We start from the raw sequence: 23857 nt of genomic DNA on the forward strand, positions 1-23857 counted from the left end.
CCTGCCTCACAGACCGACCGGCGCGTAAGACACCGGTATGGAATCGGATGATTTGGAGCCTCTCTTTGCGGCAGCTTCAGGCTTGCGCAAAGCTTGTTCATGGCTCTGCTCCACCTTCTGGGCTGCTTCCTCCAGTCGATCCTCCAGGGCGAAGATTTCCGCGAAAATCTCCAAAGCTTCGTTGCCCTGCTTTTCTACGGCCATTTCCTTGATCCGGTTAATGGGATCATGCACCATTTGATTCAGCATGCTTTTGGTCAGCTTGCTGATCACTTTCCGCTGATGCTCGTCTAGATCAGGCAGCCTGTTGAACAGGCTGGTCAGTGTCTCTTCATGAATGGAAGAAGCCTTCTCCTGCAGCGCGCGGATCACCGGACGGACTCCCAGGGTTTTCAGCCATTGATAGAACTGCTCCATCTCCGACTCCATCATGACTTCAATTTTGGCTGCTTCCGCACGGCGCATTTCCAAGTTGGTTTCGACAATACCTTCCAGGTCGTCGATATCATACAAAAACACGTTGTCCACTTCGCCGACGGCCGGATCAATATCCCTTGGCACGGCAATATCGATCATAAAGAGCGGCCGTGACTGGCGGCGCTTCATCTGTCCGCGCACCGTTTCGCTGTTCAGCACATAACTCTTCGCTCCCGTGGAGCTGATCACGATGTCCACATCGGCAAGCCGTTCAGAAGCCTGCTCCAGCGTGCACGGCGTGCCGCTAAACTGGGCGGCAAGCTCCTGAGCCTTCTCCAATGTCCGGTTAGCGACAATGACCTCGGCCGCTCCGCCTGCGTACAGATGCTTTACGGTCAGCTCGCTCATTTTGCCCGCGCCGAGAATCAGCACTTTTTTACCGGCAAAATTACCGAATATCCGTTTGCCCAGCTCCACGGCGGCATAGCTTACGGACACGGCGCTCTCACCGATCGAAGTTTCGGAATGAGCCCTTTTGCCAAGCGTAACCGCCTGCTTGAACAGCATATTAAACCAGGTGGCGGTTGCCTTCTGCTCCTGGGCCTGAAGGAACGCCTGCTTGACCTGCCCCAGAATTTGCGTCTCTCCGATCACCATGGAATCAAGGCCGCAGGCTACCCGAAACAGGTGCCGGACGGCCTGCTCATCTTCATAAATATATAGATACTGTGTGAAGTCGTCCCTGGGTATTCCGAACCATTGCTCCATGAAATTCCGTATATAAAATCCGCACATATGCAGACGGTCTACAACGACATAGATCTCGGTTCTATTGCAGGTTGCGACTATAACGCCTTCCAATACACTCTTGGTTAGCTTCAGCTGTTTCAGCGCCTCCGGCAAATCCTTCTCCGCAAATGTAAAACGTTCACGAATCTCCACCGGCGCCGTGCGATAGTTTAGCCCTACAACGAGGATGTGCATTGCAAGTTCACCTGCCTTCTAATCCTAAAATGATAACATCCTATCCTGCTTCAAACTATGTTAATTATATCACAGAGAATCCCCTGCAAAGAGGGTTTAATATGAAATCTTTATGAAGATCCCGTCTGTCCTGGATTAGTGTAAGCATGTCCGGTATTGGCTATTCCTTAATTTTCTTATCCGCCAAACAAAAATAACCACAGAGCTCATCCATGGTTATTGATATATGCATAATGTAATTTATAGTTACACCAATTCAGCGCGCTGGATTTCCGGGGTTTCAACTTTCAGCTCCCCAAGTCCACGGACCAGCTTCTTGGCATAGGTCTTCGTCGGCTTTAATACGGATACCAGGTAATCAATGGCCAATTGCGGATCCACGGTCTCACCGCATGTGTAACAATCAATCGCCGCAAAGCCTCTCTCAGGATAGGTGTGAATGGAGAGATGACTTTCCGACAGCATCACCAGCACTGTTGCACCTTGTGGTTCAAACTGCTTCGATTGCACAGACAGCACTGTTGCTCCGCAGGCCTCGGCAGCTTCCACCAGCTGCGTCTGCAGGAATTCCGCATTATTCAGCAGCTCAAAGCCGACTCCCCAAGCGTCAACAGCAACGTGTCTTCCGAAAGTTGAATATTCCATCTTTCGGTTCCCCCTTCCTAGGAATAAAATGTTCACAAAAATTTCATCCGCTAGGACCTACGTCATTCACTTCCCGAGGGAATAAACTCTCGCAACATGAAATGTCCTGAGTGAATCCTGGTTCCTATATTCGTTTTCAACGAGAATAAAAATAACATCTAAACTGAGCAAATGCAATAGTTTTTCCAAAAAGTTTACACTTTGAAATTTGCGCTTCCGCCGTCACCAAACAAGCCTCTAAATAAACATGCAAAGCCCTAAAAATATATACAAAAAAAGAGCCTGCCTTCTATGGTTTCAGAAGGAAAGCTCTTGTCTTTCGATCATAGTCAGATTATGCCTCAAGTGTAAACAACGCAGTGCTGAGAATGCGCAGCCTTTTATCAATTTCCCCGATCCGCTCCTGGTCCCGGGTCTGAATGCGCACATCCAGTAAACCGTTTATTTCATCGTAGACTCTGCTGATTTCACGTTCAATGTCCCGGGTCAGAAATTTGTTCTGCAGCTCCTGCAGTGTATTTTTATACTCATAAACCAGTCTGCAGCCGCTGTCTGTCTTTTCCACAATTCGGCGGACAGAACCCTGATGATAGGTGTAAATCATCGTAAAGCCATGATACACCCGGTTTACGATGCCTTCGCCCTTAAACCGCACAAACAGCTTTCTGATCACATTCGTCAAAGGCTGGTTCACCAAGCGGCAAGTCAATTCACAGACATACAAGCCTTTTTTCAGGTCAAAAGGCAAATGAACTTCTTCTCCCGCAGCATCCTCCAGCACAATTTCCTGCCCGCCATTATCCAACACTCTGATCCGGCTGTTTACAAGAGGGTCCTCCGCTGCACGCAAAAATTGATCCATTTGAACTTCCGACAATGTTAAAACGGCGTTAACATACTCTGTGGCTAACCGCTGAGCCATAAAAATCTCCTCAATTCTTTCCTGACAGCCTTTTCGACTCCCCATGCACAAGGGCGCGAATGCTCTTCAGGCCGACTGCCGCACACCCTGCGGGTTCATACGGCGATACATGCTTTACAACTTTACACGAATATTATACACCATCCCTCCTTCAGTTTTCTCTGCGATTCAAATATGAAATACCTGCAAAAATGAGAATAAACCGTATTGAGCCGTCATTCATCCCCGTATTTCCCCCGGATTACTCACTTTTCCGCCTTCATTTTCCCGAAATCCCGCACCGCTTCACATTAAAGTCAGCAGGTCAGATCGCTAACGGAATCTCTGCAAAAAAAGAAGCACCCGCGGGCGCTCCTTATTATTTCATGTCTGCTGCTTTATTCGAATCTTGTCCTACTCCCGTGTATTGGGAGATGACTGTCCATAATTCTTCCCTGCCCAAGCCTTCCTCGGATGAAAACGGAATAAATAAGTCACCAGGGCCGATGCCGAGCTCCTGCTTGATCACCTTAATATGCTTATCTCTCCGGGTCCGCGGAATTTTGTCCGCTTTGGTGCCGACAACACATAAAGGCAAATTGTAATGCTTCAGCCATTCATTCATCAACCGGTCGTCCTTCGAGGGTGGGTGGCGAAGATCCACCATTTGCAGCACCAGCTTTAACGTCTCACGCTTCGTCAGGTAGGTTTCAATCATCTCCCCGAAGGCCTGCCGCAATGATTTGGACACCTTCGCAAACCCGTAGCCCGGAAAATCCACAAAATACAGCTCGTCATTGATGCGGTAGTAATTAAGCTGCTGGGTTTTGCCCGGTGTAGAGCTCGTTCTGGCCAGATTTTTGCGGTTGATCATCCTGTTGATCAAGGAGGACTTCCCTACGTTAGAGCGGCCTGCCAGAGCAACCTCCGGCAGACCGTCGGCAGGATATTGGTCCGGCCTGACAGCACTGATAATAAATTCGGATTTTGTTACTTTCATATTTAGCGTTTCCTCTCTATTGCAACCCGGTCTGCTCCACCAGCGCATGCCGCAGCACCTGATCCATATGCGCTACAGGCACAAATTCAACTTCTTCCTTGATGCTGTCGGGAATGTCCCGCAGGTCGCGTTCATTATCCTTGGGGAGCAGTATTTTTTTGTAGCCGGCACGGTGTGCCGCCAGTGATTTTTCCTTGAGTCCGCCAATCGGCAGCACTCTTCCCCGCAACGTGATTTCGCCGGTCATCGCAACGCTTTTGGATACATGCCGGTTGGTCAGGGCAGATACAAGGGCCGTGGCGATCGTAATTCCCGCCGAAGGGCCGTCTTTGGGAATCGCCCCTTCAGGGATATGAATGTGGATATCATTCTTTTCATAAAAATCCGGCTTGATGCCAAGCTCGGACGCTTTCGAGCGTGTATAGCTGAAAGCCGCCTGCGCGGATTCTTTCATCACGTCACCCAGTTTGCCTGTCAAAATCAGCTTGCCTGTTCCCGGCACCACCGTAACCTCGATCGTGAGCGTCTCCCCGCCAACCTCCGTCCACGCCAGTCCCGTAACGGTTCCGACCTGATCCTCCAGTTCAGCAATGCCATAGCGGAAACGCGGAATGCCAAGGTAGTCCTTCAGAGTATCCGGGGTGATGACAATATGTTCTCCCGTGCCTGATACTACCGATTTTGCCGCCTTGCGGCACAGGGAAGCCATCTGCTGCTCCAGATTCCGAACCCCTGATTCGCGCGTATACTCGCGGATGACTTTAAGCAGAGTATCTTCTTCCACCGTAAGCTGCTCGTCTGTCAGGCCATGCTCACGCTTCTGCTTCGGCAACAGGTAACGTCCGGCAATCTGCAGCTTCTCCAGCTCAGTGTACCCCGGAATATTCAGCAATTCCATCCGGTCCAGCAGCGGGCGCGGGATGTTATGAACTGCGTTGGCTGTCGTGACAAACATCACGTTGGACAGGTCAAACGGCAGCTCTACAAAATGATCGCTGAACGTATTGTTCTGCTCCGGATCCAGCACCTCCAGCAGAGCCGCGGATGGATCACCGCGGAAATCGGATGCCATTTTATCGATTTCATCCAGCAAAAAGACTGGATTGATCGTTCCTGCCGTTTTCATGCCCTGAATGATCCGGCCAGGCATGGCTCCTACGTAGGTGCGTCTGTGCCCGCGGATCTCCGCTTCGTCGCGGACGCCGCCGAGCGAGATGCGGACAAATTCGCGCCCCAGCGCTTTGGCAATGGAACGGACCAGCGAAGTCTTGCCGACACCCGGCGGTCCGACAAGACAAAGAATGGGACCCTTCATCGTTTTCACAAGCTTGCGCACCGCCAAATATTCGAGCACCCGCTCCTTCGGCTTCTCCAGACCGTAGTGATCGGCGTCCAAAATTTCTTCTGCCTTGGCGATATCCAGGTCATCGTCCGTCCCTTTGCTCCACGGCAGACTGAGCAGCCAATCCACATAGTTGCGAATGACTCCCCCCTCCGCCGAGCTTGCCGGTGTTTTTTCGAGCCGGTCGATCTCTTTTTCAACCTTCTCTCGTACCTTTTCCGGAAGCTCCAGCCCTTCCATCTGACTGCGAAGCTCCTCGACCTCTCCGGCACGCCCTTCCTTCTCGCCCAATTCCTTCTGGATCGCCTTCATTTGCTCGCGCAGGTAGTATTCCTTCTGGGTCTTCTCCATTTGCTTTTTGACCCGCTGGCTGATCTTGCGCTCCAGCTCAAGCACCTCGCGCTCATTATTCAAAATATCGAGCAGCTTTTCAAGGCGCTTGCGCACGTCGACGGTTTCCAGAATTTCTTGCTTGTCTTTGATTTTGAGGGAAAGATGGCTTGTGATGACATCGGCCAATCTTCCCGGCTCCTCAATATCAGAGACCGCGGCAAGCGTCTCGGGTGTCACCTTCTTGGACAGATTAATATAATGCTCGAACTGATTCAGGACGGTCCGCATCAGAGCGTCCGTCTCCGGATGCAGCGTTTCGTCCTCAGGCAGCTCACGGGCATGAACCTCATAATATTCCTCGTTGTCCGTGTACTGAATAATTTCAGCCCGTTCGAGCCCCTCGACGAGCACACGTATTGTACCGTTGGGCAGCTTTAGCATCTGCCGCACCTTGGCAATCGTGCCTATTCTGAATATATCCTCTTGTGTAGGTTCCTCAATGTTCACTTCCGATTGGGAACACAGAAGAATCAAGTTGTCTTCAACCATCGCTTTTTCCAAAGCCTTGACCGATTTGTCCCGGCCCACATCGAGATGCAGAACCATACTCGGGTAGACAAGAAGTCCTCTTAAAGGCAGCAATGGAAAACGACGGCCTTTCACTTTGCTTGGTCCCATCGCTTTCGCACCTCCAAATGGTTCACAGGTTCAGCAAGTTGCATGCACCGGTTATAATTATAGTGCGTGTTCAAAAAGTCAGGTTTTCAGCACCGAGAAGGTTGGATGAAGCTGGGACTGAGGAGCGGAGCGTACTTGGGGGTACGTGAGCACCGGAAGTCCCGGCTGAATTCAAGATTCGATGTCGAGTTCCGCTTCCTGATTAACTTCGTGATCAAAAGATGACTTTTTGAACAACCTCTTATAGCGGTTCCGCTTACATAGCTTACTCTGATAGGGATAGTTCATATTTTATCAAATGTTCCATGGAAAAACCAATGAAGGTGCTTTATTCCGCGAGCCCATTTTACACGGTGCTTCCCTGACCGGATCCATCTGCCTGCAAATAAGGCGATTGAGCCGGGGTAAACATATCAGGAGAAATACGAACCTCCGCTGTTTCCTCCCATTCTTCCCCGAAGATCCGTCTGAAAGCCTCATGAATGGACTGCACGGGAATGACTTCAATATCCTCCAATTTATCAAAGCCGTTCTGCCAGTTATCGGCTGGGATGAGCACCCGCTTGGCACCGGCCTGCAGAGCAGCTTCCACCTTGGCCAGAACACCTCCGATGGGCTTGATGCGTCCGTGAATGCTGACTTCACCCGTCATTGCAAGCTCATGATCAACGGGAATGCCGCGAATGGCCGATGCAACCGCCACAGCCATCGCCATGCCGGCCGAAGGTCCATCCACAGGCGTCCCCCCTGGAAAGTTAATATGGAGATCATAGTCCTGTGGCCGCAGACCGCAGGAGCGCAAAACAGTCAGCACATTTTCTACCGAGCCTTTGGCCATGCTCTTACGCTTAAGCGTCCTGGAGCCTCCGCCGATTTCCTCTTCTTCTACGACCCCGGTAATATTAAAGGCGCCCTGCCCTTTGGCAGATGGTACAGCCGTCACCTCAATTTCCAGCAGCATGCCCAGATTGGGCCCGTATACTGCCAGACCGTTTACGAAGCCAACCTGCGGGCCGTTTGGAACTTTACGCTCCGGACGAGGCTGAAGCTGGCTGCTGTTGGCAACCCATTCCACATCCTCCGCCTCCAGCCTGTCTCTTTTCTCCGTCAAGGCCAGCCCTGCTGCCAGCTGAATCATATTGACGGCCTCCCTGCCGTTTGTTGCATATCGCTGTACGGCCTGCACCGCTTCCGGACAGTCTGCGAAGCCCAGCTTGCTGATCGCATCTTCCGCAATTCGCCCGATCTCTTCAGGCAGCAGCGAACGAAAATAGATTTCCATGCATCTTGAACGCAGCGCAGGCGGCAGCTCGTGAGGTGAGCGTGTCGTAGCACCCACCATACGGAAATCAGCCGGCAGCCCGTTCTGGAAAATATCGTGGATATATGCAGGTGTATGAGTATCCTCCGAATTATAGTACGCACTTTCCAAAAATACTTTACGGTCCTCAAGCACTTTCAGCAGCTTGTTCATTTGCGTCGGATGCAGCTCGCCGATCTCATCAATAAACAGAATGCCTCCATGCGCTTTCGTAACAGCACCCGGTTTGGGCTGCGGAATACCTGCCACGCCCATCGCTCCTGCTCCTTGGTAAATCGGATCATGCACAGAGCCGATCAGGGGATCGGCAATGCCCCGTTCGTCAAAACGGGCCGTCGTTGCGTCGATCTCGGTGAACTTGGCGTCACCCTTAAAAGGGGACAGCGGGTTTTTCTTCGCTTCTTCAAGCACTACACGCGCCGCAGCTGTTTTGCCGACACCGGGCGGACCATAAATAATAACATGCTGCGGGTTGGCGCTGCACAGCGCCGCCTTGAGCGCACGCAATCCGTCCTTCTGCCCCACGATATCCTCTATTGACGCGGGACGTGTCTTCTCCGCCAGCGGCTTGGTCAGTGTCACCGATCTCAGCTTTCTTAACTTATCCAACTCCTTGCGCGATTCCCTGTCTACAGCGCTGCGGTTCGTTTTCTGGCTGCGCAGCAGATTCAGGAAGTACAGCCCGATTACAATTCCAAAGAAAAGCTGTACAATAATTACCATCATCGTCCAATCCATTTTTAAGCCTCCGTTTCTCCCTTCACCGCACAAGCGGCGGGGTTCTATGCAACTCAGTATTTCCTTTTCGGGGGCTGCTAAACGGATATGGACGAAAGAATTCACAAAAGAGGCAGAACGAAAATACAAAAACCGGGCGATGATATCAAAATCACCTGCCCGGCGCATCATAAAAACATTTATTGATGTAAATTCCAACACCTATATCAATTACACGGTCGGAGCATGACGCTCCTTGCGGCCCGGTATTTCCCCGGTTTCTTCGTAAGCTTTTACAATGTTGTCAATTTCCTTCTTCAGCTCGGCAACCATTTCCGCTTCCGGCACCTTGCGAATCATCTGTCCATAACGGAACAGAAGGCCTTCACCGCGCGCACCGGCAATACCGATATCCGCTTCTTTTGCCTCTCCCGGACCGTTAACGGCACAGCCAAGCACGGAAACCTTAATCGGCACCTTTACCTTCGCAATGTATTCCTCGACCTCATTCGCAATGGAGAACAGGTCGATATCCAGACGTCCGCAGGTCGGGCAGGAAATCAGCGTGGCCGCATTCGTAATCAAACCAAAGGTTTTCAGCAGCTCACGCGCAACCTTCACTTCTTCCACAGGATCAGCACTCAGGGAGATACGCATGGTCGAACCGATGCCGGCCGAGAGAAGCGCACCCATGCCGGCGGCACTTTTTACCGTACCGCTGAACAGCGTGCCCGCCTCAGTAATGCCAAGATGCAGAGGATACTTGATGATCTCTGCCGCTTTCATGTAAGCCGAGATGGCCATTGGAACATCAGAAGCTTTGAGAGACACGATAATATCGTGGAAATCCAGCTCCTCCAGAATGCCGATATGGTACAGAGCGCTCTCCACCATGGCATCCGGCGTAGGATAACCGTATTTATCGAGCAGATGCTGCTCCAGAGAGCCGGCGTTGACGCCGATCCGGATGGGGATCCCCTTTTCCTTGCAGGCTTTAACGACCGCCTCGACCTTCTCGCGCCGGCCGATATTGCCAGGATTAATACGGACTTTATCGATACCGTTTTCGATCGCCATCAGTGCGAGTTTGTAGTTGAAATGAATATCCGCAACGAGCGGGATATGAATTTGCTTTTTGATTTCTTTGATCGCGGCTGCGGCCTCTTCATTATTGACCGTCACTCTGACGATTTGGCAGCCAGCCTCTTCCAGACGCAAGATTTCCGCTACGGTGGCCTTCACATCCGCCGTCTTGGTCGTACACATGCTTTGAATGATGACTTCGTTGCTTCCGCCGATGGTCAAATTTCCAACTTTAACGGGACGTGTGTCTTGTCTTAAAAACATGGTCATATCTCTCCCATAATGCCAAAGCTCCACCCCCGCACCGTCCTTGCGGAAGAGTGGGAAGTGGAGGCTGGCAGTTCATGTATTAGAGATCGCGAAGATTTAATGCTCAGGCGCTCTCTTCTTGTTTCTTGTTCTTGTCGTTATTGCTGTGCAGTTCAGGAGCAACCTTCTCCTGCACAACCTGCTCATTGATGATGCAGGAGGTGATATCGTCACGTGAAGGCACCTCGTACATCACATCCAGCATGATGCCTTCAATGATCGCTCGCAGACCGCGGGCACCGGTGTTGCGTTTGATCGCCTCGCGGGCAATGGCCTGAAGCGCATCCTGCGTGAATTCCAGTTTAACATTATCCATTTCAAGCAGCTTTTGATACTGTTTTGTCAGTGCATTCTTCGGTTCGGACAGAATTCTTACCAGAGTTGCCTCATCAAGCGGCTCCAATGTGGAGATGACAGGCAAACGCCCTACAAACTCCGGAATCAGTCCGAATTTCAGCAGATCCTCAGGAAGCACGAGCTGCAGGTACTCACCAGGCTTGAGATCTTTTTGCTCTGAGGAGGCGTTGAAGCCAATGACCTTTTTGCCGATCCGGCGTTTGATCATTTGCTCCAGTCCGTCGAAGGCGCCGCCCACGATAAACAGGATGTTTGTTGTATCAATTTGGATGAATTCCTGATGCGGATGCTTGCGCCCGCCTTGCGGCGGTACGGATGCAACCGTTCCCTCCAAAATTTTAAGCAGGGCCTGCTGAACGCCTTCTCCGGAAACATCGCGTGTGATCGAAGGGTTCTCGGATTTGCGTGCAACCTTGTCGATTTCATCAATGTAGATAATTCCGCGTTCAGCTTTTTCCACATCATAATCAGCTGCCTGGATCAGCTTCAGGAGAATGTTCTCCACGTCTTCACCAACATAGCCAGCTTCCGTCAAGGACGTAGCGTCGGCAATGGCAAACGGCACGTTAAGAATTTTGGCCATCGTTTGCGCCAGCAGGGTTTTACCCGAGCCTGTAGGTCCGAGCAGCATAATATTGCTCTTCGTCAATTCAACATCTTCGATTTTGCTCTGGGTATTGATGCGCTTGTAATGGTTGTAAACCGCTACGGAAAGCGACTTTTTGGCTTGATCCTGTCCGATAACGTATTGGTCGAGAATATCACGGATTTCTTTTGGCTTCGGAATATCCTTCAGGTCCAGTTCTTCCTCATGACCCAGTTCCTCTTCCACAATTTCAGTACATAGCTCGATGCACTCATCACATATATATACGCCTGGACCGGCTACCAGCTTGCGCACCTGCTCCTGAGACTTGCCGCAGAATGAGCATTTCAGCTGGCCTTTTTCATCATTAAATTTAAACATGGGGCCACCCCTTTACAAATTGATCGGCTTCGTGAGAATTTGGTCAATGATGCCGTAAGCCTTTGTCTCTTCCGCATCCATAAAGAAGTCACGGTCAGTATCTCGTTCGATTTTTTCGAGAGGCTGACCCGTCGTTTTCACATAAATCTGGTTGAGCTTCTGACGGGTTCTGATGATCCAATCCGCATGAATCTGAATATCTGAGGCCTGGCCCTGAATTCCTCCAAGCGGCTGATGAATCATAACCTCACTGTTGCTGAGGGCATATCTCTTGCCCGGAGCACCCGCGGTAAGCAGAAGTGAACCCATACTTGCCGCCATTCCCACGCAAATCGTCGATACGTCCGGCTTAATAAATTGCATTGTATCATATATACCCATGCCGGCAGTCACAGAACCGCCTGGGGAATTGATGTACAAATGAATATCCTTCTCCGGATCCTCTGCAGCCAGAAACAGAAGCTGCGCAATGACGAGATTGGCGACATCGTCATCGATCGGTCCGCCGAGGAAAATAATGCGGTCCTTAAGCAGACGCGAGTAAATGTCGTAGGAACGTTCCCCCCGACTTGTTTGTTCCACAACCATAGGTACGAGACTCATCGTGACCAACCTCTTTTCCTTTGGTAAATAAAGTAAGTTAACTTAATGCCAATTAACACGGAAGAACCGGTTTTGAAACGGATATACCTAGAAAATATTCTAGCATGTTGCGGGTCCGATGTCATTTCCGCCGAACCTTATCATATTTAAACATGTTTCTTATGTATGTGCAAATTTTCAGACACTTCGGGCATGACGCCTTCTGTATGCTGATAATTTTAATAATATATGTAATGTTGCAAAAACTTAATACATCTATTTTTCAGTACACGCCAAACCGAGCCATTTTGTTACTTATATCCCCTAAAAATGGGTTGTGTAGGGAAAAAATAAGGCACGAGTATGGGTAACCGCGTGCCTTATAATATATTCACAGAAGTGTATGCTCGATCTGCCTTTTAAAAAGATTACTCCGCTGCAGGAGCCTCAACTTCCTTGCTGTTCTCCACGAGCAAGCTGATTGTTTTGCGCAACGCAATTTCCTCACGCAGGTTTCCAAGGGAACCGTTGCTTTCAAGGATGCTGCGGATTTCCTCAACAGAACGCTTGTAGCTATCAGCCATCACCTTCAGCTCGTCGTTGATTTCCTCTTCGGAAACCTCGATGTTCTCAGCTTTGGCAATTTGCTCAAGCACCAGGTTGTTGCGAACGCGCTTCTCGGCGTCACCCTTCATTTGGCTTTCCAGATCTTCTTTGGTCTGGCCGGAGAAACTGAGGAACATCTCCATGTTCATGCCCTGGCTGCGCAGACGGTTGTCGAAATCACGAACCATGTTTTCAACTTCGTTATTGATCATGGCTTCCGGGATGTCAACCGTTGCGTTCTCGGCTGCTTTTTCTACCACTGCGTTCTCGCGGGCAGCTTTCGCTTCATTCTCCTTGCGGGCTTGAAGCTGTTTTTTCAGATCTTCCTTATATTCGTCAAGCGTGTCGAATTCGCTCACATCTTTGGCAAACTCGTCATCCAGCTCTGGAAGCTGCTTGCGCTTGATCTCATGAACTTTCACTTTGAAAACGGCTTTTTTACCGGCCAGCTCTGCAGAATGGTAGCTTTCAGGGAAAGTGACTTCCACGTCCTTGAAATCACCTGTGCTCATGCCAACAACCTGTTCCTCAAAACCAGGAATGAATGTGTTGGAACCCAGCTCCAGTGAGTAGCGCTCAGCCTGTCCGCCTTCAAATTGCTCGCCGTCCACGTAGCCGTCGAAATCGATCACTGCGATGTCGCCGGATTGTGCCGCTCCGTCTTCCACGACAATCAGTTCGGCATGACGCTGCTGCAGACGCTCCAGTTCTGCCGCTACTTCCTCGTCGGTAACTTCAACCTTGACTGCCGGTATTTCGAGGCCTTTGTATTCGCCAAGCTCGGCTTCCGGTTTAACCGTTACTTTCGCTTTGAATTTAAAGGACTGGCCTTTGGAAAATTGATCGATTTCCACATCCGGACGGTCCACAGGGAAGATGTCGGTTTGGTCAACCGCTTCACCGTAAGCTTCAGGAAGGAGAATATCGATGGCATCCTGATACAGGCTCTCTACACCAAAGCGTGCTTCGAAAATCGGCCGCGGCACTTTGCCTTTGCGGAAGCCTGGAACGTTAATTTGTTTAACCACTTTATTAAAAGCTTTGTCAAGCGCAGCGGATACGCGTTCTGCATCCACTTCAACTTCAAGAACCCCGAGGTTCTTCTCTATTTTCTCCCAAGTTGCTTTCATTTTATGCTTTCCCCTCCAACAAAATCTCACTTATAGTCACGCTTAAAAACACGCACAAAATAACCATTCTAGTATAAACAACATTACTATCTTTTTCAAGGGGAAACCCTTGAGCCTGAATAAGGAAAACGTTCCCGGCCTGTCACGGGCCGCTCATGCCTGCAGCAACAAACTGTTTCACGGACCGGTATGCCTGCTCGTAACGGAAACGCATCGTATCCGTAATGCCGTACATGGCCCTTATTTCCTCTTCCTCGTCTCCGCCGGACAGCGTCTCCGCAACGGCCTGATGAAGAGCAGCCGCCCAAATGTCCAACAAGCTGTCGTCATCTGTAAGCATTGACCGGTAGTCGTCCGTTCCATACACGGCCATCACAAACTGGGACCACAATTCCTGGGCAAAGTAGAAAAGCGCGGGCTCGTGCACTTCGGTCTGATCCGCCACCCGTTCCAGAATGCGGATAATGGGCTCCGGGAATTCACTCGGCTGAAGAGGCACGCTCTCCACTTCGATCTCTGCCTTCATATCTCCCCTGCTAAAGGTGATGGTGCCCTCGTGCCCCCGCTTTCGCAGTGTCTGAACTACCCGGAACTGCAGCAAAGGATGCAATTTGGCCTCCTTCAGCCAGCGGATGAGCGCTTCGTCGATCTCCGGCTGGTCGAGATAGGACAGCTGTTCAAGAGCAAGCATGGTTTGCTCCGATAAAGGCTCGTTCATAGCCATGCGGAGAAGCTTCTCTCCGTAGCCTGCGTCCTGTTCGAGCTTGGAGCGAAGATGCCTTCTTGCGATTTCGTCCTCGCTGATGTCTTCTTCATCGGGCTCTACCGTCTCGGACCCCTGATTCATATCCAGATTCGTATATTGAGGAAAGGCTGCTTCGAGCCACTGCAAAAGGGCGGCCCACTCGTCGTAATTCTTTTGTTCCTGACCCTGACATTGCAGCAAAAATTGCAGCAGCCGCATGGCTTCCCCATAACGTTCATTTTCGAGCATCACCGTAAGCTGAATCTGGTAATAATCCAGCGTTCGGGGAAACAATACAATGTTATTTGCCGGTTTGGCAGCACTGGAGTCCTTTATAAAGGCACCCCCTTTCAACCGAAAGCATAAATGATGTTAGATTATATGAGAAACGGAAGCTTATGTCCAACTTTGTCCGCCTAACATATTTGCCGTTATTCTAACATACCCTTTTATAGAAGCAAAAAAACGTACATAGCCTACTATGTATCATGAACCGGGCAGGTGACGGTTTTATGACCAAAATTAACAGTTGCAAACCTCCGATTAATATGGTATATTAATTTTCGCTTGAATTTTATGTCCCAGTAGCTCAGCTGGATAGAGCAACGGCCTTCTAAGCCGTCGGTCGGGGGTTCGAATCCCTCCTGGGACGTATATAAATGCTCCCCGTTAGGGGAGCTTTTTTACGTCTGGGGATGAGAACCCATCGGGTTCGTCGGAGCATACGCTTCGTAAGCGCTACTTCGCAGTCGGCCCTGCAAGGGCCGTACCCCGACTGGGACGTACATAAGAACTCCCACGGGGAGCTTTTTTACGTCCGGGGATAAGAACCCATTGGGTTCGTCGGAGCATTCGCTTCGTAAGCGCTACTTCGCAGTCGGCCCTGCAAGGGCCGTACCCCGACTGGGACGTACATAAGAACTCTCCCTTCGGGGAGTTTTTTACGTCTGGAGGTTAACCTCAAAACTATTCTAACAGTTGCCACAACCACTATTGGTTCCAAAAACGTTGATTTTAAAGCCTAACGGGTACCATGGCGCTTATTTCATATAACACGCATGTTTTCCCTTGGATTAAGGTGAATAACGGCGCTCACAACCGCTAGAATTTAGAAAAGGGCTTTTTCAGTAAGATAGCAACTCCTACAACCGTTAGATCTCCATCGGGCCAATATCGGCTCGAAAATCTGAACTTTTGTGGGAAATCTGGTGAGGATCAGAGCCACGGGTGAGGAGTTATTTCAACATCAATTTTAAAGGCAGCTACGCTTCATCCTGGTTAATCGCGTTTTCCTGACTAGTCCAGATCAGTCCGGTTAGTCCTGGCTAATCCGTCTCCATCCCAGGTTCATAACTCTTAACCGGCAACCTCCCCATTTACCTCAAATCTCCTGTCTCCCTTCAATGTTCCTATGCTCCTCGGGCAACCCGCTTTACTGCTTCTTCTAACGACACCATAGTAGACTCCTGTATCCCCCGCCGCTTCACTTCAACATAACCTTCGCCAGCCCTTTTGCCCACTATAATCCGCCAAGGAATCCCAATCAGATCGGCATCATTGAACTTGACCCCCGGACGCTCTTCGCGGTCATCCAGCAGTACCTCGACGCCTAAGCCAATTAAATCTTGATACAGCTTTTCCGCTGCCTGCATCTGTATCACATCCTTTGCTGAAACAGGGATAAGATGAACCTGGAAAGGAGCAATTTTCTCCGGCCAGATCAGGCCGTGCTCGTCATGGCACTGCTCCGCCACCGCAGCCATGAGCCTCGACACACCAATGCCGTAGCAGCCCGCAACAGGAGTCAGGCTTTGTCCGTCCGCCTGCAGCACTTGCACGTTAAATGGAGCAGTATATTTTTCCCCCAGCTTAAAGATATGCCCCACCTCAATCCCGCGCTGCATCGACAATTCGCCGTTACAGCGAGGACATGCATCTCCTTCAGCCGCATTGCGGAAATCGCCCGTCCGCTCCAGACTGAAGTCCCTCCCCGGCCGGACACCGCGCAGGTGGTAATCCGTCTCGTTGGCTCCGACGATCCCCTCGCTCATCAGCGCCACTTCCTGATCAACAAGAAGCGGCAGCGTGAGGCCGACAGGCCCTGAAAAGCCGGATGATGCTCCGGTCCAGTCCACGATCTCCCCACCCTCGGCCAACCGAAGCTCCTGTACCCCCAAGGCTTGCTTAACCTTAATCTCGTTGACCTCCCGATCTCCCCTGACCAGCACGGCAACCGCTGCCCCATCTGCGTTAAACAGAATGGTTTTTACAAATGAAGAAGCCGGCTCGTTGCAGACAGCCGAAAGCTCTTCAATCGTGCGCAAGCCTGGCGTGTAGAATCTCTCCAGCACAGCATTCTCCTCATTAGTCCCGGAATTAATCCCGGCAGGTTCGGTTCCGTTTTGGGTTAAGCGCAAGCGTACCTCCGCCTTTTCCAAATTGGCCGCGTATCCGCAGCTGCCGCAGACTGCAATCGTATCCTCACCGATGCCCGAGAAGGCCATAAATTCATGGGAGCCGCCCTCTCCGCCTATCGCCCCGGCATCTGCCTCCACTCCCCGGTATTCCAGGCCGCAGCGGCTGAGAATGCGCTCATAGGCTGCATGCATCACTTCGTAGAAAGCATCAAGACTCTCATAATCGTTGTGAAAAGAGTAGGCATCCATCATCAAAAATTCCCGGCTCCGCAGCAGCCCAGACCGTGGACGAGGCTCGTCACGGAATTTGGTTTGAATTTGAAAAAACGCCACAGGCAGCTGTCTGTAGGATGAAATCTCCTGCTTGATCAGCGAGGTGATCACTTCCTCATGAGTTGGTCCAAGCACAAACTCGCGATGATGCCTGTCTTTAAGGCGGATTAACTCAGGTCCGTACACTTCGTATCTCCCAGAAGTTTTCCAAAGCTCCGCGGGCTGCAGTGCAGGGCATCAGCATCTCCTGTGCTCCTGCATGACTAAGCTCTTGACGAATAATGGCGGATATTTTAGACAATACGCGGAAGCCCAATGGCAGATAGGTGTACACCCCTGCCGCCAGCTGCCGGATCATACCGCTTCGCAGCAGATAACGATGTCCTGCAGATTCCGTATCCGCAGTTGCTTCTCTCCATGTAGGAACAGCAATCTGAGTCTGTCTCATCCTTATCCCCATTCCTTTCGCTTCGCCCAGGGTACAAAACGGAATGAAATCCGTGAGCCATGGGCGTTTTTTGTATGCTTGAGTTACAGGAAACCCCGCTCCCTGCCCAAACGCAAAAAGACGCATTCGTCAAGGGACGAATGCGTCGTGGTACCACCCTTATTCGGCGCAGGCTTCAGATTTTACATAAAACATGCGCTTCTCTTCTCATGTTGATAACGGAACGACCCGGCAAGTGAGCGGCTAGCGGGATAGGATGCGTACGACCGTGCCGCGAAACCTTACAGCCAAGGGTTTCTTCTCTGCCGGCAGCCGAATCGGAGCATATGGTCCCGTTCAACACCTTTGGATATCTTTTCTTCATAATTTTCTATAAAATTACATTAGACCGCATCACATTGTCAAGCCTTTTCAACCGACAGCTCCAGGTCAGCCGCTCGTGCATTCGATTCAACCTGCTCGGGAGTTTTGCATCCCGGGATAACACTCGTAACGGCAGGGTGCTGCAGACACCAGGCCAAGGCCCACTCGGCCATCGGCACGCCTTCCGGTACCTCGTTCCGCCGGATCTCCTCCACGAGTTTCAGCTTTTCATTACGCTGCTCCGCATCATGATTGTTCCGCACATCATTTTGCTGAAACTCAGCGCCTGGCTTGTATTTTCCGCTTAAGTATCCGCTCGCAAGCGGCACACGTGCCAGGACACCGAGATTTTGCTCCTCACAGGAAGGAAAAACCCGCTGCTCCGGTACCCGGTCCAATCGGTTGTACACCACCTGGATCACGTCCGCATTGACCTTGGTCGCCTGCGCTGTCTGATGGAGATTGTCGTTGCTTCCAATGGAAATGCCCAGATGTCTGATTTTCCCGGCCTGAACCTGCTTATCCAGCAGCGTCCACAAGTCATCATTATCGAAAACCTGGTCGGGACCCGAGTGAAACTGATACAGATCCACATAATCCGTACGGAGCGCTTTCAGCGATGCGTCCAGTTGAGCCAGTACTTCCTCCGGCTTAAAGGCATCCGTCCGAGAGAACAGGTCGTGAAATTGGTGCCCAAACTTGGTCGCCACAATCCAGTCTTCCCGTTTGCGTCTGCTGAGGTAATCCCCGATAAACGATTCCGACAAATGATCCCCGTAACATTCCGCCGTGTCGATCAGATTGATATGAAGTTCAGCCGCCTTATCCAAGATCGCATCAGCTTCAGCCTGGGTATAATTCAGGCCCCATTCTCCCCCGAACTGCCAGGTCCCTACACCGACGACCGACACTTCCAGCCCGGTTCTCCCTAACTTTCTGAATTTCACCGATATGCACTCCTTTCAGATATGTATTTCAACTCCATATTAACCAAACATCCGGCTTTTGGGCAAATTAGGCTGGCTTTACTGCGGCTATTCTGATTCGTTTGTAGTCTGCGATCCATACACCCTCCTGAAACAGGCTCTGTTTGGCACGTTCAGCGATCTTTTCATAGATATGCTGTTTTTCGTCTTCCCCGAAAGAAGCTAGAAACGAGTTTCCGGCAAATCCGGCCAGCCAGTGAAAAATCCCGTGTTCCCCATCCGCTAACGGAGTCGGGCGATCAAAATGCGAAGCAAACAGTACACGGAAGCCCTGGCGCTCCAGCAAAGAGGCATACTCGCCGATGGTGGGGAAGTACCAGGGGTTAAGTTTGTCAGCGTCCCTGCCGAAATCATCGGTGATTACCTCGGATATCGCTTTTACAATTTCTCCAACATTCCCCTTGCCACCAAATTCAGCCACAAACCGCCCGCCCGGCTTTAACGCATTCCATATACATGCCGCCGTCTCCTCCGCCTCCGGCACCCAATGCAGAGCAGCATTGGAAAATACCGCATCAAACGGTTCATCAAATGTAAAATTTTGCGCATGACCCACGACAAAGTCCAATGCAGGGTATTTGGCCTTCGCCTTAGCAATCATTTCTGATGAATAATCCAGTCCAATGACCTTCACTCCTCGACCGGCAATTTCATTGCTCAGCTCCCCGGTTCCGCAGCCCAGATCCAAAATTCGCTCTCCCGGCTCGGAAGCAAGCAGCTTCACAACCTCTTTTCCGTATTGGGCCACAAATCCAAGCTTAGTATCGTAAAAATCCGGCTGCCACACATTCGATGTCATCCAAAACCCTCCTCCATAAGTGTCCTGCTATCCTTAATTATGTCATGCTTCTTTTGATTGCAAAAATATATAAAATAAATAAACTCGATAGGATATATCTATAGGGGAGTTAGTCGCCCGCCTAAAAAGCCCTAAAAAAGAGCCCTCTGTCGAGAGCTCCTGCTTGTTCCTAGATTTCAATGGGTTAATTATTTATTCCCTTTTACTGCCGCATGGAAAGTGCCTTCCACCTCCACAATATCATCCTGGTTCAGACGATCCACTTCGATAATCGTACGCGGCGGGTATGGCCCTTCTCCCCACAGCTCTTCCTGAACTTTGTTCACGATGGGACGATATCTGTACATATCCGTTACATAGACAACCAGACGAGTAGCATCTTGCAATGAAGCTCCTTCCGACTCCGCCACCAGCTTCATGTTCATGAAGGCCTGGCGGATTCGCCCTTCTTCATCGGCAACAAGCGTGTTGGTTGCAGGATCGATTCCCCGCATCCCCGCCACATAAATATTGTCACCTGCACGAGTTCCCAAATCCCATGGTCCGGTCGATTGGATGCCTCCCTCAGGAGACAATGTTTTCACCCCGTTTGGAGACACATTGCTGTCTTTTTTGGTAGCGGCAGCTTTATTCTTCGGCGCATAGAAGGTGCCTTCCACCTCCACGATATCATCCTGGTTCAGGCGATCCACTTCGATGATCGTACGCGGCGGGTATGGCCCTTCTCCCCACAGCTCTTCCTGGACCTTGTTCACGATGGGACGATATCTGTACATATCCGTTACGTATACAACCAGACGGGTGGCATCCTGCAATGAAGCTCCTTCCGACTCCGCCACCAGCTTCATGTTCATGAAGGCCTGACGGATTCGTCCTTCCTCATCTGCCACCAGTTTATTCGTAGCAGGATCGATTCCCCGCATACCCGCCACATAAATATTGTCACCTGCACGAGTTCCCAAATCCCATGGTCCGGTCGATTGGATGCCTCCCTCAGGAGACAATGTTTTCACCCCGTTTGGAGACACATTGCTGTCTTTTTTGGTAGCGGCAGCTTTATTCTTCGGCGCATAGAAGGTGCCTTCCACCTCCACGATATCATCCTGGTTCAGGCGATCCACTTCGATGATCGTACGCGGCGGGTATGGCCCTTCTCCCCACAGCTCTTCCTGGACCTTGTTCACGATGGGACGATATCTGTACATATCCGTTACGTATACAACCAGACGGGTAGCATCCTGCAATGAAGCTCCTTCCGACTCCGCCACCAGCTTCATGTTCATGAAGGCCTGACGGATTCGTCCTTCCTCGTCTGCGACCAGTTTATTCGTAGCAGGATCGATTCCCCGCATCCCCGCCACATAAACATAATCACCGGCACGAGTTCCCAAATCCCAAGGGCCTGTCGATTGAATGCCACCTTCCGGAGACAATGTTTTTACCCCATTAGGCGATACAGACTCCGGCTTGGCAGCTAAGGCTTCCGCACTGATGGCTGCAGTCAATACCTGAACAGCAAGCAGGCTGAGCAGTGCTCGGGACGTTTTTTTCCCAGTTCGTAAGAAATTCTTCATGCAGTCTAACACCCCTAAGTCGTAATGTGATAATCCGTATCCAACCAATATACCATAAATATGCACTCTGTCAATTTCAAAATATATCTATAGGCCTATGTATAACTAGGTTAAAGAGTAAAAAAAACCTTTTGTCACGCCTTTGTAACTATATCTTTTTCACACTGAATCTCTAAAGAGTAGGACTTTATATATATTTTTTTGTCGAAAAAGCTAAAATATTGACGGGTGTCATCCGACAAATAAACAAGGTTGGCAATTTCGGCATTTATCCGATGTTAACGGACACAGCAGAGAGGGAAGATCAAAATGCAGGGGGAAATGAAATGAAAGCGAAGTTAAAACTGCCTAATAAACCGTCAATACAGCTAAAAAATTTTACGCACTTGACCATTAATGGCCGTCTGCGCATAGCATTTGTGGCTATTCTGCTTCTGCCACCCGCAATTCTGGGCTGGTTATCTTATCAAACGGCCAAAGACGATATAACAGCACAAATTTTGAGCAATACCCAGCAAACGGTTGAATCTGTAAACAAGCAGGTTTCCGGTTTGATTACAACAAGCTTTAATGATTTGGACTATCTCGCAGCCACTGTAAATGCCGGCATGGTTGACGGTCCGGAAAGCCCTGAGCTGAGACGTATTCTGGATCCTATTAAAGCGGTGAAAGCGGAGTACGACCATGTCCAGTTTGCAACAACGGACGGCGTGCTTCTGAATTCTCCCCAGCAGACCTTCGCGGAAGGCTTTGACCCGAGGGAACGCGCGTGGTACAGCAACGCTATTCAAAATAAAGGACAATCATTCGTAAACAGCCCGATTATCAGCCAGGACGGCAAGGTTATCGTCGTTCCCTCCAAAGCGACTGAGGACGGATCAGGAGTGGTCAGCGTTGTACTGAGCCTGAGCAATCTTGCTAAAGAGGTTAACGCCATTAAGGTCGGGGAAACCGGTTATGTCGCTATCCTGGACCAGGAGCATAAATATTTGACACATCCGACAGCTGCGGCGGGAACGGAAGAAACGGCAGCTTTTGTTGCTGATCTTGGAAAACAGCCCGCGGGGACCAGTAATTACGAAGCCGGCGGCAAGCAAAAAATCGCAGTATACTCAACCAATGAACAAACAGGCTGGACCATTGTCGGAACGATTGATCTGGATGAGGTATTAAAGGCCAGCCGGGGCATCCTGATTACAACCACCATCGTAATTGTTGTGGCCGTACTTCTGGGCATGCTGATTGTCTGGTGGGTCATCCGTTCCATTAATTCGCCGTTGAAAAAACTGATGCATGTGACGAAGAAAATTGCCGACGGTGATTTGACGGAGGAAGTTTCCATCCTGTCAAAAGACGAGCTTGGCCATCTCTCTTCCTCTGTGAACCAGATGACTGCCAATCTGCGTCATCTGATCAAACAGGTGAGCGTAAATACCGAGCAGGTAACGCAGACTTCCGAGGAACTGTCGGCCAGCTCCGAGCAGACCCGTGTCACCGCTGAGCATATTTCCGCATCTATACAGGAAATTGCCTCTGGTGCTGAAAATCAGGTGAAAAGCGCGCTTGATTTCGCCCAGGCCGCTTCCGAAATATCCAGCGGTATGGAACGGGCCTCCGAATCGATTCAATCGGTTTCCCAATTAACTGTCGAGGCGAATAAAAAGGCTCTGAACGGCAACAACGTAGTCATTCAAACCGTTGAACAAATGAATACGATCCACAATACCGTCAGCCATACAGCCGGCGTCGTTCATGCCCTGGGAGACAAAACGCAGGAAATCGGCAATATTGTAGGCCTGATTACGGAGATTGCGAGCCAAACGAACCTCCTGGCTTTGAACGCAGCCATTGAAGCCGCAAGAGCCGGGGAGAATGGCAAAGGCTTTGCAGTCGTTGCCGATGAAGTCAGAAAGCTTGCAGAACAAACCGGAACGGCGGCAGGCCAAATCCGCGGCCTGATTCAAGAGGTCCAATCCGAGGCTGAAAAAGCGGTTCAATCCATGAACGAGGGAACTGATGTTGTGCAAAAAGGGATTGATATGGTTAGCTTGACCGGCATAGCCTTCAATGATATCGTGTCTTCCATTGAGCAGGTAGCCGCGGAGTCCCTGGATGTATCCTCCATCGTGGAGCAGGTGAATGCAAGCACCCAGAATATGAGCAATCTGGCTGAGGACGTAGCCAGCATTGCGCAGCAGTCCGCCGGAAATACGCAAAATGTAGCGGCTTCAACGGAGCAGCAGAGCGCCTCCATGGAAGAGGTGTCAGCGTCCGCAGAAGCGCTCAGCAAGATGGCGCAGGAGCTGCAGGAAATCATCGGCAAATTCAAGGTATGATTTGACAAGGGATACAGCCGATATACGGCAAAAAATGAGCAAAGCCACGGTGCTGCTGAAACAGCAGAGCCGTGGCTTTTTTAGCAAGGCATATTTCTAAACTATTCTAACGGTTGCCACAGCCGCTATTGGTTCCAAAAACGTTGATTTCAAATTCTAGCGGTTGCCATGTCGCTTATTTCACTTGATCGGGGCATTTTCGCTTGGATTTAGGCAAATAACGTCGGTCACAACCGTAAGAAGTTTGAAAAGGTCTTTTTTTGTAAAATAGCAGCTGCTGCACCCGTTAGGTTTCCTGCAGGCGCAAAATCTGCTCGAAAACCGGAGCCTTTGTGGAAATCCGAAAGGATCGGAGCTACAAGTTGTCTTACGAAAGAGTCAACGGTCCGAATCATCCGATGCTTATGCTCCGACGAACCCTGAGGGGGTTCTCATCCCCTAGACGTAAAAAAACTCCCCGGAGGGAAGCTTCTTGCGTCCCAGTCGGGGTACGGCCCTTTCAGGGCCGACTGCGATGTATTCCTACCGATGCTTATGCTCCGAC

15 protein-coding genes, 1 tRNA gene and 1 pseudogene are annotated in these 23857 nt (G+C 50.5%); 2 read left to right on the forward strand and 15 right to left on the reverse strand.

The features are described from left to right. Positions 1 to 6: 6 nt before the first annotated feature. From hemA to ACE5KN_RS27110, 11 genes are all read right to left on the reverse strand, one after another. Positions 7 to 1401 carry a glutamyl-tRNA reductase gene (gene hemA / locus ACE5KN_RS27060; protein WP_375528338.1) on the reverse strand — a complete coding sequence of 465 codons (1395 nt, stop codon included), beginning with the start codon at positions 1399 to 1401 and terminating at the stop codon, positions 7 to 9. Between the two features lie 246 nt (positions 1402 to 1647). Next, positions 1648 to 2046, reverse strand: a complete 399-nt coding sequence (gene speD / locus ACE5KN_RS27065; protein WP_375528339.1) for an adenosylmethionine decarboxylase — start codon at positions 2044 to 2046, stop codon at positions 1648 to 1650. Positions 2047 to 2380: 334 nt separating this feature from the next. Then, entirely contained in the window at positions 2381 to 2968 is a 588-nt protein-coding gene (locus tag ACE5KN_RS27070; RefSeq protein ID WP_375528340.1) for a non-ribosomal peptide synthetase module, read from the reverse strand. A gap of 358 nt (positions 2969 to 3326) precedes the next feature. Then, positions 3327 to 3947, reverse strand: coding sequence for a ribosome biogenesis GTP-binding protein YihA/YsxC (yihA, locus tag ACE5KN_RS27075; protein ID WP_375528341.1), 621 nt, complete (start codon positions 3945 to 3947; stop codon positions 3327 to 3329). 16 nt (positions 3948 to 3963) lie between these two features. Next, complete coding sequence (lon, locus tag ACE5KN_RS27080; RefSeq protein WP_375528342.1) at positions 3964 to 6300, reverse strand: endopeptidase La; 2337 nt, start codon at positions 6298 to 6300, stop codon at positions 3964 to 3966. A 346-nt stretch (positions 6301 to 6646) separates the two neighbouring features. After that, positions 6647 to 8359, reverse strand: a complete 1713-nt coding sequence (gene lonB, locus ACE5KN_RS27085; RefSeq protein ID WP_375528343.1) for an ATP-dependent protease LonB — start codon at positions 8357 to 8359, stop codon at positions 6647 to 6649. 210 nt (positions 8360 to 8569) lie between these two features. Beyond that, positions 8570 to 9685: a flavodoxin-dependent (E)-4-hydroxy-3-methylbut-2-enyl-diphosphate synthase gene (ispG, locus tag ACE5KN_RS27090; RefSeq protein ID WP_375528344.1), complete on the reverse strand. Its 1116-nt coding sequence runs from the start codon at positions 9683 to 9685 to the stop codon at positions 8570 to 8572. A 109-nt stretch (positions 9686 to 9794) separates the two neighbouring features. Then, positions 9795 to 11054 carry an ATP-dependent protease ATP-binding subunit ClpX gene (gene clpX, locus ACE5KN_RS27095; RefSeq protein ID WP_375528345.1) on the reverse strand — a complete coding sequence of 420 codons (1260 nt, stop codon included), beginning with the start codon at positions 11052 to 11054 and terminating at the stop codon, positions 9795 to 9797. Positions 11055 to 11066: 12 nt separating this feature from the next. Next, positions 11067 to 11657 (reverse strand): ATP-dependent Clp endopeptidase proteolytic subunit ClpP, encoded by a 591-nt coding sequence (clpP, locus tag ACE5KN_RS27100; protein WP_375528346.1) that lies wholly within the window; start codon positions 11655 to 11657, stop codon positions 11067 to 11069. Between the two features lie 407 nt (positions 11658 to 12064). Continuing rightward, positions 12065 to 13372, reverse strand: a complete 1308-nt coding sequence (gene tig, locus ACE5KN_RS27105; RefSeq protein WP_375528347.1) for a trigger factor — start codon at positions 13370 to 13372, stop codon at positions 12065 to 12067. 142 nt (positions 13373 to 13514) lie between these two features. Continuing rightward, a complete protein-coding gene (locus tag ACE5KN_RS27110) occupies positions 13515 to 14366 on the reverse strand; it encodes a hypothetical protein (RefSeq protein ID WP_375528354.1) in 852 nt (283 codons plus the stop codon). Between the two features lie 329 nt (positions 14367 to 14695). Between ACE5KN_RS27110 and ACE5KN_RS27115 the strand changes: the two genes are divergently transcribed. Further along, positions 14696 to 14769, forward strand: a tRNA-Arg gene (locus tag ACE5KN_RS27115). A gap of 757 nt (positions 14770 to 15526) precedes the next feature. On the opposite strand, the pseudogene ACE5KN_RS27120 reads toward ACE5KN_RS27115, so the two are convergent. The 4 genes and pseudogenes from ACE5KN_RS27120 to ACE5KN_RS27135 all read right to left on the reverse strand — a co-directional run bounded on the left by ACE5KN_RS27120 (position 15527) and on the right by ACE5KN_RS27135 (position 20977). Further along, positions 15527 to 17255, reverse strand: a pseudogene (locus tag ACE5KN_RS27120) (proline--tRNA ligase). Between the two features lie 401 nt (positions 17256 to 17656). Then, positions 17657 to 18565, reverse strand: a complete 909-nt coding sequence (locus tag ACE5KN_RS27125) for an aldo/keto reductase (protein ID WP_375528348.1) — start codon at positions 18563 to 18565, stop codon at positions 17657 to 17659. A 67-nt stretch (positions 18566 to 18632) separates the two neighbouring features. After that, complete coding sequence (locus tag ACE5KN_RS27130; RefSeq protein WP_375528349.1) at positions 18633 to 19403, reverse strand: class I SAM-dependent methyltransferase; 771 nt, start codon at positions 19401 to 19403, stop codon at positions 18633 to 18635. A gap of 188 nt (positions 19404 to 19591) precedes the next feature. Next, the gene (locus ACE5KN_RS27135) at positions 19592 to 20977 is read right to left on the reverse strand and encodes a RidA family protein (RefSeq protein WP_375533197.1); all 1386 of its coding nucleotides are present in this window, start codon (positions 20975 to 20977) and stop codon (positions 19592 to 19594) included. 326 nt (positions 20978 to 21303) lie between these two features. On the opposite strand from ACE5KN_RS27135, the gene ACE5KN_RS27140 reads away from it, so the two are divergent. Beyond that, the gene (locus ACE5KN_RS27140; protein ID WP_375524422.1) at positions 21304 to 23313 is read left to right on the forward strand and encodes a methyl-accepting chemotaxis protein; all 2010 of its coding nucleotides are present in this window, start codon (positions 21304 to 21306) and stop codon (positions 23311 to 23313) included. The last annotated feature ends 544 nt before the right edge of the window (positions 23314 to 23857 follow it).

The organism is Paenibacillus terreus, from assembly GCF_042138595.1.
GTDB lineage: Bacteria > Bacillota > Bacilli > Paenibacillales > Paenibacillaceae > Paenibacillus > Paenibacillus terreus.